Source organism: Peribacillus sp. B-H-3 (assembly GCF_048572925.1).
GTDB lineage: Bacteria > Bacillota > Bacilli > Bacillales > DSM-1321 > Peribacillus.
This window is the reverse complement of record NZ_CP183879.1, coordinates 555,407-570,761: the sequence shown is the minus strand read 5'-3', so window position 1 is coordinate 570,761 and position 15,355 is coordinate 555,407. Positions and strand designations below refer to the sequence as shown.

The 15,355-nt window shown below is 42.4% G+C and carries 10 protein-coding genes, 1 pseudogene and 1 other annotated feature; all 11 genes and pseudogenes read right to left on the bottom strand.

What is annotated here, in order from left to right; translation table 11 throughout:
• Positions 1-3: 3 nt before the first annotated feature.
• The 11 genes and pseudogenes from tuf to rplA all read right to left on the bottom strand — a co-directional run bounded on the left by tuf (position 4) and on the right by rplA (position 15,259).
• Positions 4-1,191 (bottom strand): elongation factor Tu, encoded by a 1,188-nt coding sequence (gene tuf / locus ACN6MY_RS02645; RefSeq protein WP_071351395.1) that lies wholly within the window; start codon positions 1,189-1,191, stop codon positions 4-6.
• A gap of 119 nt (positions 1,192-1,310) precedes the next feature.
• Positions 1,311-3,389, bottom strand: coding sequence for an elongation factor G (gene fusA / locus ACN6MY_RS02640; RefSeq protein WP_419882655.1), 2,079 nt, complete (start codon positions 3,387-3,389; stop codon positions 1,311-1,313).
• Between the two features lie 51 nt (positions 3,390-3,440).
• Positions 3,441-3,911 carry a 30S ribosomal protein S7 gene (rpsG, locus tag ACN6MY_RS02635; protein ID WP_071351397.1) on the bottom strand — a complete coding sequence of 157 codons (471 nt, stop codon included), beginning with the start codon at positions 3,909-3,911 and terminating at the stop codon, positions 3,441-3,443.
• A gap of 42 nt (positions 3,912-3,953) precedes the next feature.
• Positions 3,954-4,376 (bottom strand): 30S ribosomal protein S12, encoded by a 423-nt coding sequence (rpsL, locus tag ACN6MY_RS02630; protein WP_071351398.1) that lies wholly within the window; start codon positions 4,374-4,376, stop codon positions 3,954-3,956.
• Positions 4,377-4,479: 103 nt separating this feature from the next.
• Positions 4,480-4,728 carry a 50S ribosomal protein L7ae-like protein gene (locus ACN6MY_RS02625; protein WP_071351399.1) on the bottom strand — a complete coding sequence of 83 codons (249 nt, stop codon included), beginning with the start codon at positions 4,726-4,728 and terminating at the stop codon, positions 4,480-4,482.
• 213 nt (positions 4,729-4,941) lie between these two features.
• Positions 4,942-8,539: pseudogene (gene rpoC / locus ACN6MY_RS02620) on the bottom strand (DNA-directed RNA polymerase subunit beta').
• A 202-nt stretch (positions 8,540-8,741) separates the two neighbouring features.
• Positions 8,742-12,317 (bottom strand): DNA-directed RNA polymerase subunit beta, encoded by a 3,576-nt coding sequence (rpoB, locus tag ACN6MY_RS02615; protein WP_419882654.1) that lies wholly within the window; start codon positions 12,315-12,317, stop codon positions 8,742-8,744.
• A 242-nt stretch (positions 12,318-12,559) separates the two neighbouring features.
• Positions 12,560-13,165 (bottom strand): class I SAM-dependent methyltransferase, encoded by a 606-nt coding sequence (locus ACN6MY_RS02610; protein WP_419884052.1) that lies wholly within the window; start codon positions 13,163-13,165, stop codon positions 12,560-12,562.
• Positions 13,166-13,398: 233 nt separating this feature from the next.
• Positions 13,399-13,764, bottom strand: a complete 366-nt coding sequence (rplL, locus tag ACN6MY_RS02605; protein WP_071351402.1) for a 50S ribosomal protein L7/L12 — start codon at positions 13,762-13,764, stop codon at positions 13,399-13,401.
• A gap of 59 nt (positions 13,765-13,823) precedes the next feature.
• Complete coding sequence (gene rplJ, locus ACN6MY_RS02600) at positions 13,824-14,324, bottom strand: 50S ribosomal protein L10 (RefSeq protein WP_419882653.1); 501 nt, start codon at positions 14,322-14,324, stop codon at positions 13,824-13,826.
• A gap of 38 nt (positions 14,325-14,362) precedes the next feature.
• Positions 14,363-14,508: a sequence feature (ribosomal protein L10 leader region), on the bottom strand.
• Between the two features lie 46 nt (positions 14,509-14,554).
• Positions 14,555-15,259 (bottom strand): 50S ribosomal protein L1, encoded by a 705-nt coding sequence (rplA, locus tag ACN6MY_RS02595; RefSeq protein WP_419882652.1) that lies wholly within the window; start codon positions 15,257-15,259, stop codon positions 14,555-14,557.
• Between the last annotated feature and the right edge of the window lie 96 nt (positions 15,260-15,355).

Below are 15,355 nucleotides of genomic sequence, written 5' to 3'. Positions count from 1 at the left end.
AAATTACTCTTGGATTGTAGCTACTACTCCAGCACCAACAGTACGTCCACCCTCACGGATAGAGAATTTTGTACCTTCTTCGATAGCAACAGAAGCAATAAGTTCAACAGTCATTTCAATGTTATCGCCAGGCATAACCATTTCTACGCCTTCAGGAAGGTTGCAGATACCAGTTACATCAGTTGTACGGAAGTAGAACTGTGGGCGGTAGTTAGTGAAGAAAGGAGTATGACGTCCGCCTTCTTCTTTTGAAAGAACATAAACTTCAGCTTTGAACTTTGTGTGTGGGTTGATTGTACCTGGCTTAGCAAGTACTTGTCCACGTTGGATGTCTTCACGTGCAACACCACGAAGAAGAGCACCAATGTTATCGCCAGCTTCTGCATAATCAAGAAGCTTACGGAACATTTCAACACCAGTTACAGTTGTAGATTTTGCTTCTTCAGCTAAACCAACGATTTCAATTACATCGCCGACTTTAACTTGTCCACGCTCAACACGGCCAGTAGCAACTGTTCCGCGTCCAGTGATTGAGAAAACATCCTCAACAGGCATCATGAATGGTTTTTCAGTGTCACGAGTTGGAGTTGGGATATACTCATCAACAGCTGACATTAATTCAACGATTTTTTCTTCCCATGCTGCATCGCCTTCAAGAGCTCTAAGAGCAGAACCTTTGATTACTGGGATATCATCGCCAGGGAATTCATATTCAGAAAGAAGATCACGAATTTCCATTTCAACTAGTTCAAGTAGTTCTTCGTCATCAACCATGTCGCATTTGTTCATGAATACTACTAGGTAAGGAACACCAACTTGACGAGAAAGAAGGATGTGCTCACGAGTTTGTGGCATTGGGCCATCAGCTGCAGAAACAACTAGGATACCGCCGTCCATTTGAGCAGCACCAGTGATCATGTTCTTAACATAGTCAGCATGTCCAGGGCAGTCAACGTGTGCATAGTGGCGAGTTTCAGTTTCGTACTCAACGTGTGCAGTAGAGATTGTGATTCCACGCTCTCTTTCTTCTGGAGCTGCGTCGATTTGATCGTACCCACGTGCTTCAGCTCCACCAGCTTTAGCAAGAACAGTAGTGATAGCAGCTGTTAAAGTTGTTTTACCATGGTCAACGTGACCAATTGTACCGATATTAACGTGCGGTTTTGAGCGATCGTATTTAGCTTTTCCCATTAGGATATTCCTCCTTAAAATTATATAAAAGTTTAAGTATATTATGGCTATGAAAACAAGGGTTTCCTGCTTTCATAGCTTATATAAGTAGTTATACTTGATTAAAAGGCGAAAATCAATTATTCGCCTTTATTTTTTTTGATAATTTCTTCAGAAATGCTCTTTGGTACTTCTTCATAATGGTCGAAGTGCATAGAGAATGTTCCGCGTCCTTGAGTGTTAGAACGTAGAGATGTTGCATAACCGAACATTTCAGATAATGGAACCATCGCACGGACAGCTTGTGTGTTTCCGCGTGCTTCCATACCTTCTACACGTCCGCGTCTGGAAGTGATATCTCCCATGATGTCGCCCATGTATTCTTCAGGAATAACAACTTCTACTTTCATGATTGGCTCAAGAATAACTGGTTTACATTTAGAAGCCGCATTTTTAAGTGCCATTGAAGCTGCAATTTTGAAGGCCATTTCGTTGGAGTCAACGTCATGGTAAGATCCATCAAATAATTTAGCTTTGATGTCAACAAGCGGGAATCCTGCAAGAACACCATTATCAAGGGAATCTACTAGACCCGCTTGAACAGCAGGGATGTATTCACGAGGAACTACACCACCGACGATAGCATTCTCAAATTCGAATCCTTTTCCTTCTTCGTTTGGAGAGAACTCAATCCAAACATGTCCGAATTGTCCGCGTCCGCCTGATTGACGTACAAACTTACCTTCGACTTGCGCAGAGCCGCGGAAAGTTTCACGATATGCAACCTGAGGGGCACCAACATTAGCTTCGACTTTGAATTCGCGTCGCATACGGTCAACGATGATATCAAGGTGAAGTTCACCCATACCAGCAATGATTGTTTGTCCAGTTTCCTGGTCAGTATGTGCACGGAAAGTAGGATCTTCTTCTTGTAGCTTTTGAAGAGCATTAGACATTTTGTCTTGGTCTGCTTTGGACTTAGGCTCAACTGAAAGTGAGATAACCGGTTCAGGGAATTCCATAGACTCAAGAATTACAAGATTCTTGTCGTCACATAGTGTATCACCAGTAGTAGTATCTTTCAAACCTACTGCAGCTGCAATGTCTCCTGCATGTACTTCAGAGATCTCTTGGCGGCTGTTAGCGTGCATTTGAAGGATACGCCCGATACGTTCACGTTTTCCTTTAGTAGAGTTGATAACATAAGAACCAGACTGCAAAGTTCCGGAATATACGCGGAAGAATGTCAGTTTACCAACATAAGGGTCAGTCATAACTTTGAAAGCTAGAGCTGAGAATGGTTCGCTATCATCTGAATGACGTTCTACTTCTTCCTCTGTATCAGGGATAGTACCTTTGATAGCAGGTACATCTAATGGAGATGGAAGGAAGTCGATAACGTTATCCAGCATTAGCTGAACACCTTTGTTTTTAAATGCTGATCCACAGATTACAGGGAAAAACTCAACATTAACAGTACCTTTACGAATGCCAGCTTTAAGCTCTTCGTTAGTGATTTCTTCACCGCCAAGGTATTTTTCCATTAAGTCTTCGTCTAATTCCGCTACTGCTTCAATTAGCTTTTCACGGTATTCTTCAGCAAGTTCTTTATGCTCTTCAGGAATATCACGCACTTCCATATCAGTGCCTAAATCGTTGCTGTAGAAAGTAGCTTTCATCTCGATTAAGTCAATGATAGCTTCGAAATCATCTTCAGCGCCGATTGGCAATTGAATAGGATGTGCATTTGCTTGAAGACGGTCATGAATGGTTTTAACTGAGTATAGGAAATCAGCACCAATTTTATCCATCTTGTTTACAAATACGATACGCGGTACACCGTAAGTAGTAGCCTGGCGCCAAACTGTTTCAGTTTGAGGCTCAACACCTGATTGTGCATCAAGTACTGCTACTGCACCATCAAGTACACGAAGGGAACGTTCAACTTCTACTGTGAAGTCTACGTGTCCCGGTGTATCAATAATGTTTACACGGTGGCCTTTCCATTGTGCAGTTGTTGCTGCAGAAGTGATTGTAATTCCGCGTTCTTGTTCCTGCTCCATCCAGTCCATCTGAGATGCACCTTCATGAGTTTCACCGATCTTGTGGATACGGCCTGTATAATAAAGAACACGTTCTGTTGTAGTCGTTTTACCAGCATCGATGTGAGCCATGATGCCGATATTACGAGTATTTGCTAAGGAGAACTCTCTTGCCATTTGGTCTTTCTCCTTCCTAGTATTAGAATGTTTTTAAAAGCAAGGCCGATCTTACCAGCGGTAGTGAGCGAATGCTTTGTTAGCTTCAGCCATTTTGTGTGTATCTTCACGTTTCTTTACAGAAGCTCCAGTGTTGTTTGCAGCATCCATAATTTCGTTAGCCAAACGCTCTTCCATCGTTTTTTCTCCACGAAGACGAGAGTAGTTAACCAACCAGCGAAGTCCTAGAGTAGAGCGGCGGTCAGGGCGTACCTCAACTGGTACTTGGTAGTTTGCACCACCCACACGGCGAGCTCTAACTTCTAATACAGGCATGATATTTTTTAGTGCTTGATCAAACACTTCAATCGGTTCGTTACCAGTACGTTCCTTAATAAGGTCAAGTGCTGAGTAAAGAATTTTTTGTGATTTACCTCTTTGTCCATCAACCATCATTTTGTTGATTAAACGAGTTACAAGCTTAGAATTATAAATCGGATCTGGCAATACATCTCTTTTTGTTACTGGTCCTTTACGAGGCATTACATTTCCTCCTTTCGAGAAAGTTCATATTTTTAGTTATTATTATTTTTTCGGTGCTTTTGGACGCTTTGTTCCATACTTAGAACGTCCTTGCATACGGTTGTTTACACCAGCAGTATCAAGCGCACCACGAACGATGTGGTAACGTACCCCTGGTAAATCCTTTACACGTCCGCCGCGGATAAGTACCACGCTGTGTTCTTGCAGGTTGTGTCCGATACCTGGGATATAAGCTGTTACCTCGATACCGTTTGTCAAACGTACACGTGCATATTTACGCAACGCGGAGTTTGGTTTCTTTGGAGTCATTGTACCAACACGAGTACAAACACCACGCTTTTGCGGAGATGATACGTTAGTTTGTGCTTTCTTAAAGCTGTTGTAGCCTTTGTTTAGTGCTGGTGAATCTGATTTTTCGATCTTGGACTCGCGTCCTTTGCGCACTAATTGATTAATAGTAGGCATTTTTGTTTCCTCCCTTCACTTTTTCGTTCTAGTACCACACATCCAGGTGGTTCATAAATGAGCAAAAACAAAGTTCTTGCAAAAGATATTCGCAAAAACAGTTTTACTTTTTAATGGCAACAGTTGCTGCTCCGACATCTATACCACATGCCTTACCCAGCATTCGCATCGAATCAACGTATGTGATTGGAACATTTAATTCTTTGGCTGTTTCTGCAACCCGGGCTGTCAAGAAAATGTCAGCATCCTGAGCGATAAAAACTTCCTGAATCAAACTATTTTTAAGAGCTCTCACTGTTTGTTTTGTTCCTATAACCACTGACTTTGCCTGTAGCACTTTTTCATAAGACATGATTCATATCCTCCAAAGTAACAGGGTTTTATAGGAGCACCTTTGCTATAGTATCACTACAACTAGTATACTGTCAACTTTCTTTTAGAAAAAAAACTCTAGCAAAAGATTTCCTTTTAATAATAACAGCTATGCAATAGCCTAAAGCAATGAATAGATCATAAAGAGAAAGCTTCTCTTTATGATCATCATTTGCCATGTACCAGTTTTTACTTAATCTGCTGGCACAATTTCTTCATCTGCAGTTTCTTTGAATACTGGCTGTGCTTTTCTATAGCGCAGCATTCCTGTTCCTGCAGGTACTAATTTACCTATGATAACATTCTCTTTAAGACCAAGCAATTCATCGCGCTTGCCTTTGATTGCTGCATCAGTCAAGACTCTTGTAGTTTCCTGGAAAGATGCCGCAGATAAGAATGAATCCGTTTCAAGTGATGCTTTCGTAATACCCAGTAATACAGGGCGGCCAGTCGCAGGAATTTTACCTGATAGAAGCGCAGCTGTATTTGCCTGTGTAAATTGGTGTACATCCAAAAGGGTTCCTGGAAGGACATCTGTATCTCCTGCGTCAATGACTCTTACTTTGCGCAGCATCTGCCTTACCATTACCTCGATATGTTTGTCGCCAATTTCAACGCCTTGCATACGGTAAACCTTCTGAACTTCACGAAGCAGGTATTCTTGAACAGATAATACATCTGTTACTTTTAAGAGTTCCTTAGGATCGATGGAACCCTCTGTTAATTCATGGCCGCGGCCGATGTGCGAATCCACGGTTACTCTCAGGCGCGCTGTATATGGCGCTGTGTAAGTGCGGGATTCAACTGCACCCTGAACAACGATTTCCTGCTGTTTATCGCGAATTTCATTAATTGATACAATCGTACCCTCAATTTCAGAGATAATCGCTTGACCTTTAGGGTTCCTTGCTTCAAATATCTCTTGAATACGAGGAAGACCTTGAGTGATATCATCACCGGCAACACCGCCTGTATGGAACGTACGCATTGTAAGCTGTGTTCCTGGTTCACCGATTGATTGGGCAGCAATGATTCCGACTGCTTCACCAACTTCAACCTCTTGGCCAGTTGCCAGGTTGCGTCCGTAACATTTTTTACATACACCATGGCTGGTGTTACATGTAAATGCAGAACGGATCCAAACTTGTTCAACGCCAACTTCTTCGATATAGATAGCTAGATCTTCAGTGATCAGGCCGTTTTCAGGCACGATTACTTCATTCGTTTCCGGATGTTTGATCGCTTTTCTTGCATGTCGGCCTATTAGACGTTCTTCAAGTTTTTCGATAATTTCTGTTCCATCTTTCAGAGCAGAAATCAGCAATCCGCGGTCTGTACCACAATCATCTTCACGGACGATGACATCTTGCGCCACGTCAACGAGACGGCGTGTAAGGTAACCTGAATCCGCCGTTTTAAGGGCTGTATCCGCAAGACCTTTACGAGCACCATGGGTAGAGATGAAGTACTCCAGAACTGTTAAGCCTTCACGGAAGCTTGATTTAATCGGCAATTCAATAATTCGCCCAGCCGGGTTGGCCATCAATCCGCGCATACCAGCAAGCTGAGTGAAGTTAGATGCGTTACCACGCGCTCCGGAATCACTCATCATGAAGATCGGGTTGCGGCGGTGAAGGGAATTCATCAGTTTGGACTGAATGGTATCCTTGGCAGCGCTCCAAATTGAAATAACACGATCGTAACGCTCATCTTCGGTGATTAGACCACGTCTGAACTGTTTTAGAACATTATCTACTTTATGCTGTGCTTCTTCGATGATCTGCTGCTTTTCGCCCAATACAACGATATCAGCAACACCAACCGTAATGCCGGCTTTAGTAGAATATTTAAATCCAAGGTCTTTCATGCGGTCAAGCATTTTGGATGTTTCAGTAATTTTGAAACGTTTAAATACTTCCGCGATGATATTACCAAGTATCTTTTTCTTGAAAGGATCAATGATTTCCTGAGCCTTGATTAATTCCTTAATGTCTGCGCCTTTTTCCACAAAATATTTCTCAGGAGTTTTCACTTCCAAGTTTAATTTTGTCGGTTCATTAATGTAAGGGAACGATTTAGGAAGAATTTCATTAAAGACAAGCTTTCCAACTGTTGTGATGAGAAGCTGCCTATTTTGTTCTTCTGTAAACGTCTCATTATTTAATGAAGAAGCGTGTACCGCACAGCGGGAATGCAAATGAATATAGCCATTTTGATAGGCAAGCAGCGCTTCGCTTGTATCCTTGAAGACCATGCCTTCACCAATTGCGTCTTCTCTTTCAAGGGTAAGGTAATAGTTGCCCAGTACCATATCCTGTGAAGGAGTAACAACCGGTTTTCCGTCCTTAGGATTCAAGATGTTTTGAGCTGCAAGCATCAGCATGCGCGCTTCTGCCTGTGCCTCTGCAGATAAAGGAACGTGAACAGCCATTTGGTCACCGTCAAAGTCAGCATTGTATGCTGTACATACAAGCGGATGAAGACGGATTGCCCGGCCTTCTACAAGTGTAGGTTCAAATGCCTGGATACCCAATCTGTGAAGCGTTGGTGCACGGTTCAGCAATACCGGATGCTCCTTGATTACAGCTTCTAGGACATCCCAGATTCAGGAGACAAACGTTCAATTTTGCGTTTGGCAGACTTGATGTTATGCGCCAATCCTTTTTGTACCAATTCCTTCATAACGAAAGGTTTGAATAATTCAATTGCCATTTCCTTAGGAAGTCCGCACTGATACATTTTCAGGTTAGGTCCAACTACGATAACGGAACGTCCGGAATAGTCAACACGTTTACCAAGAAGGTTTTGACGGAAACGTCCTTGTTTACCCTTCAGCATATGTGACAGGGATTTCAAAGGCCTGTTTCCTGGTCCAGTAACCGGACGACCGCGGCGGCCATTATCAATTAAAGCATCTACAGCTTCTTGAAGCATACGCTTTTCATTTTGTACGATAATACTAGGCGCACCTAAATCCAAAAGTCTTTTTAGACGGTTGTTCCGGTTAATTACACGGCGGTACAGGTCATTCAGGTCAGATGTAGCGAAACGCCCTCCATCCAATTGAACCATCGGACGAAGCTCTGGAGGAATGACAGGAAGCACATCAAGGATCATCCATGATGGCTCGTTACCGGAGTTACGGAAAGCCTCAAGCACCTCAAGCCGCTTGATAGCACGCGTTCTGCGCTGTCCTTGAGCGGTTTTAAGCTCTTCTTTAAGAGATTCAACCTCTTTTTCAGTATCGATGTCTTGAAGAAGCTTTTTAATGGCTTCGGCACCCATCGCAGCCTGGAATTTTTTTCCGTATTTTTCGCGGTATGCGCGGTATTCCTTCTCAGAAAGGAGCTGTTTCTTTTCAAGTGATGTGTCGCCTGTTTCAGTGACAACATATGATGCAAAGTAAATGACTTCCTCTAAAGCACGAGGTGACATATCAAGGACTAATCCCATTCGGCTAGGAATGCCTTTAAAGTACCAGATATGAGATACAGGAGCAGCAAGCTCGATGTGCCCCATACGCTCACGGCGCACTTTTGCTCTGGTAACCTCAACTCCGCATCGGTCACATACTACACCTTTATAACGTACACGTTTATATTTACCGCAATGACATTCCCAGTCTTTTTGCGGTCCAAGATCCGTTCGCAGAACAAGCCGTCTTTTTCTGGCTTTAATGTACGGTAGTTGATTGTTTCAGGTTTTTTTACTTCACCATGGGACCAAGAACGAATCTTGTCCGGTGAAGCCAAACCAATCTTCATATATTCAAAATTATTAACGTCTAGCAAGGGGCCTACCTCCCTTTTGTTATCCAGGTTTTACCCTTATTGCTTGTATAGCCAAGCTCTGCCGAGATATTAGATGAGTGTCTATCAGACAAGATTGCTATTATCCTGTCAGACAGTATTTAAATTAAATGCTCCAACAGGCAGCCGGTGCCCCGGCAAAATGCAGGGATACCAGTAACTGCCCGTCAGTGCATATCATTAATTAATTGTTGCCTGCGTTTTTAGCTCCTGCTTCAGAAGCAACCATATCTTTATTTTGGCCTTCAATGGACAAAGAATCCGATTGGTTAGGATCATCTTCATCTTCTAAATCACGCATTTCAATTTCACGGTCTTCTGCATTCATGATCTTGACATCCAATCCTAAGCTTTGGAGTTCTTTTATCAATACTTTGAATGATTCAGGCACTCCAGGCTCAGGAACGTTTTCGCCCTTGACGATGGCTTCGTAAGTTTTAACACGTCCAACCACGTCATCAGATTTAACGGTAAGGATTTCTTGAAGAGTATAAGCAGCACCGTATGCTTCAAGAGCCCAAACTTCCATTTCCCCAAAACGCTGTCCGCCAAATTGCGCTTTACCGCCAAGAGGCTGCTGCGTTACAAGTGAGTAAGGTCCAGTTGAACGGGCATGAAGCTTATCGTCAACCATGTGGGCAAGCTTAATCATATACATGACACCAACGGAAACACGGTTATCAAATGGTTCACCAGAACGTCCATCATAAAGAACAGTCTTTGCATCTCTCGCCATTCCAGCTTCTTCAATTGTAGACCATACATCTTCTTCACGCGCTCCGTCAAATACTGGTGAAGCTACGTGAATATTTAGTGCACGGGCTGCCATTCCAAGGTGAAGCTCAAGTACCTGGCCGATATTCATACGGGACGGAACACCCAGAGGATTCAACATGATATCAACCGGTGTGCCATCAGGCATGTAAGGCATATCTTCTTCAGGCAGGATGCGGGAGATAACACCTTTGTTTCCGTGTCGTCCGGCCATTTTATCGCCTTCGTGAATTTTACGTTTCTGAACGATGTACACACGGGCAAGCTGGTTTACGCCTGGAGGAAGCTCATCTCCGTCTTCACGGTTGAATACTTTGACATCCAGTACGATCCCTCCGCCGCCATGCGGAACCCGAAGTGATGTATCACGGACTTCACGTGCTTTTTCACCAAAGATTGCATGCAATAGACGTTCTTCAGCAGTAAGTTCCGTCACCCCTTTAGGAGTTACTTTACCTACAAGGAGATCCCCGTCTTTTACTTCTGCACCCACACGGATGATTCCGCGCTCGTCAAGATTGCGCAATGCGTCTTCACCGACGTTTGGAATATCACGGGTGATTTCTTCAGGTCCAAGCTTGGTATCACGTGACTCTGACTCATATTCTTCAATATGGATAGATGTATAAACATCATCTTTTACAAGGCGTTCACTCATAATGATGGCATCTTCATAGTTGTAGCCATCCCATGTCATGAAGGCAACAAGGACATTACGGCCAAGTGCCAGCTCTCCTTTTTCCATTGAAGGGCCATCAGCAAGGATTTCTCCTTTTACCACTTTATCGCCGACACTGACAATCGGACGCTGGTTATAGCACGTTCCCTGATTGGAACGGATAAATTTAAGCATGCGGTATTTGTCAAGGTTTCCTTTAACTTCCTGTCCGTCAACCTCACTCACACGGCGCACCCATACTTCACGGGACTCAACATGCTCTACAATGCCTGGATGCTTGCATATTACTGCAGCTCCAGAATCCTTTGCAGAAACGTATTCCATACCGGTTCCGACACGCGGAGCTTCCGGCTGCATTAACGGAACTGCTTGACGCTGCATGTTCGCTCCCATAAGCGCACGGTTGGAGTCATCATTTTCAAGGAAAGGAATACATGCTGTCGCAGCAGATACAACCTGTTTAGGAGATACATCCATGTAGTCAACGCGATCACGCGGAACTACAGTGTTTTCTCCCCGGAAACGGGCTACAACATCTTCATCAACAAATGAACCATCATCAGAAAGACGGACATTTGCCTGGGCTACAACATAGTTATCTTCTTCATCAGCTGTCAAATAGTCGATGCGATTAGTAATTTTTCCTGTTTCCGGATCTACACGGCGATATGGAGTTTCAATAAATCCATAAGGGTTCACCTTTGCATAGCTGGAAAGAGAGTTAATCAGACCGATGTTCGGGCCCTCTGGTGTCTCAATCGGACACATGCGGCCATAGTGGGAGTAGTGAACGTCACGTACTTCAAAGCCGGCACGCTCACGGGTTAACCCGCCTGGTCCCAATGCAGAAAGACGGCGTTTATGAGTCAATTCTGCCAAAGGATTCGTCTGGTCCATGAATTGCGATAATTGAGAGCTTCCAAAGAACTCTTTAATAGAAGCAATGACAGGACGAATATTAATAAGCTGCTGAGGTGTAATTGTGTTCGTATCCTGAATCGACATTCTCTCGCGGACAACACGCTCCATACGGGATAAGCCGATGCGGAATTGGTTCTGAAGCAATTCACCGACAGAACGGAGACGGCGATTTCCCAAATGGTCAATATCATCCGTAATTCCGACCTGGTGCAGCAGGTTGAAGAAATAACTGATAGAAGAAATAATATCAGCAGGTGTAATGTTCTTCACCTGATCGGATACATAAGCATTGCCGATGACATTAATTACTTTTTCCCCTTCAGCATCATTTGGAGCATATATTTTAATAGGCTGAAGAAGAGTTTCTTCTTCTACTACCCCGCCTGTTGGATGGTAGGTTTTAAAACCGATTCCCGCTTCGATGTTTGGCAGGATTTTATCCAGATTACGGCGATCAAGCAATGTGCCTTTTTCAACGACAATTTCACCTGTTTCAGGATCAATTAACGTTTCAGCGATGCGCTGGCCAAACAAGCGGTTTTTAATATGAAGCTTTTTATTTATCTTATAACGCCCTACGTTAGCCAGATCATATCGTTTAGGATCAAAGAATCTGGACACCAAAAGACTCTTGGCGTTTTCTACAGTAGGCGGTTCACCCGGACGCAGACGCTCATAAATTTCGAGCAGCGCTTTTTCAACACTTTCAGTATTGTCTTTTTCAAGCGTGTTGCGGATATATTCATTATCACCGATTAAATCAATGATTTCCTGATCTGTGCCAAAACCAAGCGCACGAAGCAATACCGTAATAGGCAGCTTTCTGGTGCGGTCAATCCTTACGTAAACTACATCTTTGGCATCTGTTTCGTACTCCAGCCAAGCACCGCGGTTAGGAATGACAGTTGCACTGTATCCGCGCTTGCCGTTTTTGTCCATTTTACCGTTGTAATATACACTCGGAGAACGCACCAGCTGTGATACAATAACACGCTCAGCACCATTTATAATAAATGTGCCGGTTTCAGACATAAGAGGGAAATCGCCCATGAAAACATCCTGGTCTTTTACTTCCCCTGTTTCTTTATTTACAAGACGTACCTTTACACGAAGAGGAGCAGAGTATGTAACATCCCGCTCTTTTGTTTCTTCTACAGAGTATTTCGGGTCACCCAGGCTATAATCAATAAACTCAAGTGATAAATTACCTGTAAAATCTTCAATCGGAGAAATATCCTGAAACATTTCCCTAAGACCTTCGTCTAAAAACCATTGATAAGAAGCTGTTTGAATTTCAATAAGATTTGGTAATTCCAAAACCTCGCTAATTCTAGCATAGCTTCTGCGCTGGCGGTGTCGTCCATACTGAACAAGTTGACCTGTCAACAGATTCACCCCTTAAATCAAGCATTATAAGGATCTAATCATCTCTTGGACTTGTTAAATTCCAAAAGACAAAAAGAAAATGGTTTTTGTTTTAAAAAAACCACTATTACTCATAAAACGAACTATTATTTATATATTTTTTCCACATTATGCATTTTTTATACTAAAAATGGTACAAAAATTGCATAGTTAAGGAATTATATATATGCATTATATAATACTAACATAGCCAAAAAACAGAGTCAAACCTTTTTAGATACAAGAATCCAATAGCCCTTTTTCTTTTCTGCTATCTCTGCATTTCCAAAAAGCTGCTCCATTTTATCCATTGCTGATGGCGCACCCTGCTTTTTTTGAATGACAACCCGCAATTCGCCGCCAGTCACTAATTTCTTAAAACTTTCCTCGAAAATCTCATGAACAACCTTTTTTCCCGCCCTTATAGGAGGATTTGTTAAAATAGCAGCAAACTGGGAGGATTGAACATTTTCCAGCCTGTCACTTTCATAGATTTTCACATTGCTTATTCCGTTGGCTTTTGCGTTATCTTTAGCAAGTTCTACAGCACGGTTATTGATATCTACCATTTCTATGGTTCTTTCCGGAAAAGAAGCTGCAATCGATAGCCCAATAGGACCGTATCCGCAGCCAACATCCAGGATATCCCCTCTCAGTTCACTATCAAATTGAAAGGTTTCAATTAGAAGACGCGAACCAAAATCAATTTCATTTTTAGAGAATACGCCATTATCACTTTTAAAACGGAGTTTACGTCCTCTTAATGTATAATCCCAAAATTTCGGATTGCTTTCCACATCCGGATTTTGTGAATAGTAGTGGTCTGACAGAGTCATCTCCTCCTATCGGAAAGGAATAATTGAAGAAAATATGAGAGAAGATTTTTCAAGAAACGGAGTCGCGGATTCTTTATTTAACAAGAGAATTCCCTGTTGGCACCGCCTCAAGAATCCAGTTATTCATAACGGCCACAATCCCTAATCAGCCGTACAGACATGGAGAAAACAAGAAATGAAGTGAAAAAAAGCCCGCTAATATAAGCGAGCTTTTTTATCAAGCAACATTACTTAACTTCAACGTTTGCTCCAACTTCTTCAAGTTTACCTTTAACTTCTTCTGCTTCTTCTTTAGACACGCCTTCTTTGATAGCTTTAGGTGTGTTGTCAACAAGTTCTTTCGCTTCTTTAAGTCCAAGACCTGTGATTTCGCGAACAGCTTTGATGACTTTGATTTTTTGATCTCCAGCGCTAGCAAGAATAACATCAAATTCAGTTTGTTCTTCAGCAGCACCGCCAGCAGCAGCTCCGCCGCCCATTGCTACAGGAGCAGCAGCAGTTACGCCAAATTCTTCTTCGATTGCTTTTACAAGGTCATTTAATTCTAAAACAGTCATGTTTTTAACTGCTTCAATGATTTGATCTTTAGTCATTGTATAGTTCCTCCTAAAATGGTTGTTTTTTTTAAAATCAGCCGGTAGCGGCTATTAGCTTACGCGCCTTGCTCTTCTTTTTGATCTGCAACAGCTTTTGCTGCAAGAGCAAGATTGCGGATAGGTGCCTGAAGCACGCTTAGTAGCATAGACAGCAAGCCTTCACGTGATGGAAGATCTGCAAGTGCTTTAATTTCTTCAGCAGATGCAACATTTCCTTCGATAACTCCAGCTTTGATTTCTAATGCTTCATGTTTTTTCGCGAAATCGTTAAGGATTTTCGCTGGCGCAATAACATCTTCACTAGAGAACGCAATTGCATTTGGTCCTGTAAGAGATTCGTTCAAACCAGTAAGTTCAGCTGCTTCAACTGCACGGCGAGTCATTGAGTTTTTGTAAACCTTGAACTCAACGCCTGCATCACGAAGCTGTTTACGAAGTTCAGTAACTTCACTAACAGTCAGTCCGCGGTAGTCAACTACAACAGTTGATTGGCTTGCTTTAAATTTATCAGCAATCTCTTCAACGATTTGTTTCTTTTGTTCGATAACGCTGCTCATCCTTACACCTCCTATTGATTTGCTTGAAAACATTTATACCGTTTAAAGAAAAAGCCTTCATATCAAGCAGACATGAAGGCAGTAATTTCAAAAGTCATAGTCCTAAAACTATATTTATCGAATTACCTAGGCAGGATATTAAGCCAAAAGCCCCTGCTGTCTTCGGTACAAATGATATTCATTTATTAACACAAAACGTATTATATCAATAATCGTTTTGGATTGTCAAATTAATTTTTTACTGCTACGAAAGAAGAAGGATCAACCTTCACGCCAGGGCCCATTGTAGTCGTTACAGAAACATTCTTCATGTAAGTTCCTTTAGCAGCTGCAGGCTTAACTTTCATCAATGTATCATAGATTGTTGTAAAGTTTTCAACCAATTTGCTGTCTTCGAAAGAAACTTTACCGATTGGAGCGTGAATATTACCAGCTTTATCAACGCGGTATTCTACTTTACCAGCTTTGATTTCGTTAACCGCTTTAGTAACATCAAATGTAACTGTTCCTGTTTTAGGGTTTGGCATTAAGCCTTTAGGTCCTAATACACGTCCAAGTTTACCAACTTCACCCATCATGTCAGGAGTAGCTACGATTACATCGAAGTCAAACCATCCTTGCTGGATTTTAGTGATGTAGTCTGTATCGCCAACGAAGTCAGCTCCGGCAGCTTCTGCTTCTTTAGCTTTTTCGCCTTTTGCAAAAACCAATACACGCTGAGTTTTACCAGTTCCGTTAGGAAGCACTACTGCTCCACGGATTTGCTGATCTGCTTTCTTAGGGTCTACGCCTAAACGGAAAGCCACTTCAACTGTTGCATCGAATTTTGAAAAATTAACTTTTTTTGCTAATTCAACAGCTTCAGCCGCTGAGTAAGCTTTTGAACTGTCAACTAGTTTAGCTGCTTCAAGATACTGTTTACCTTTTTTTGCCATGATATAAATCCTCCTAAATTGTGGTTTTAACGGAATGACCTCCCACGAATAAAGGTTGCGAGTATCAATCGCAACCTCGTAGAAACCAATAGCTTT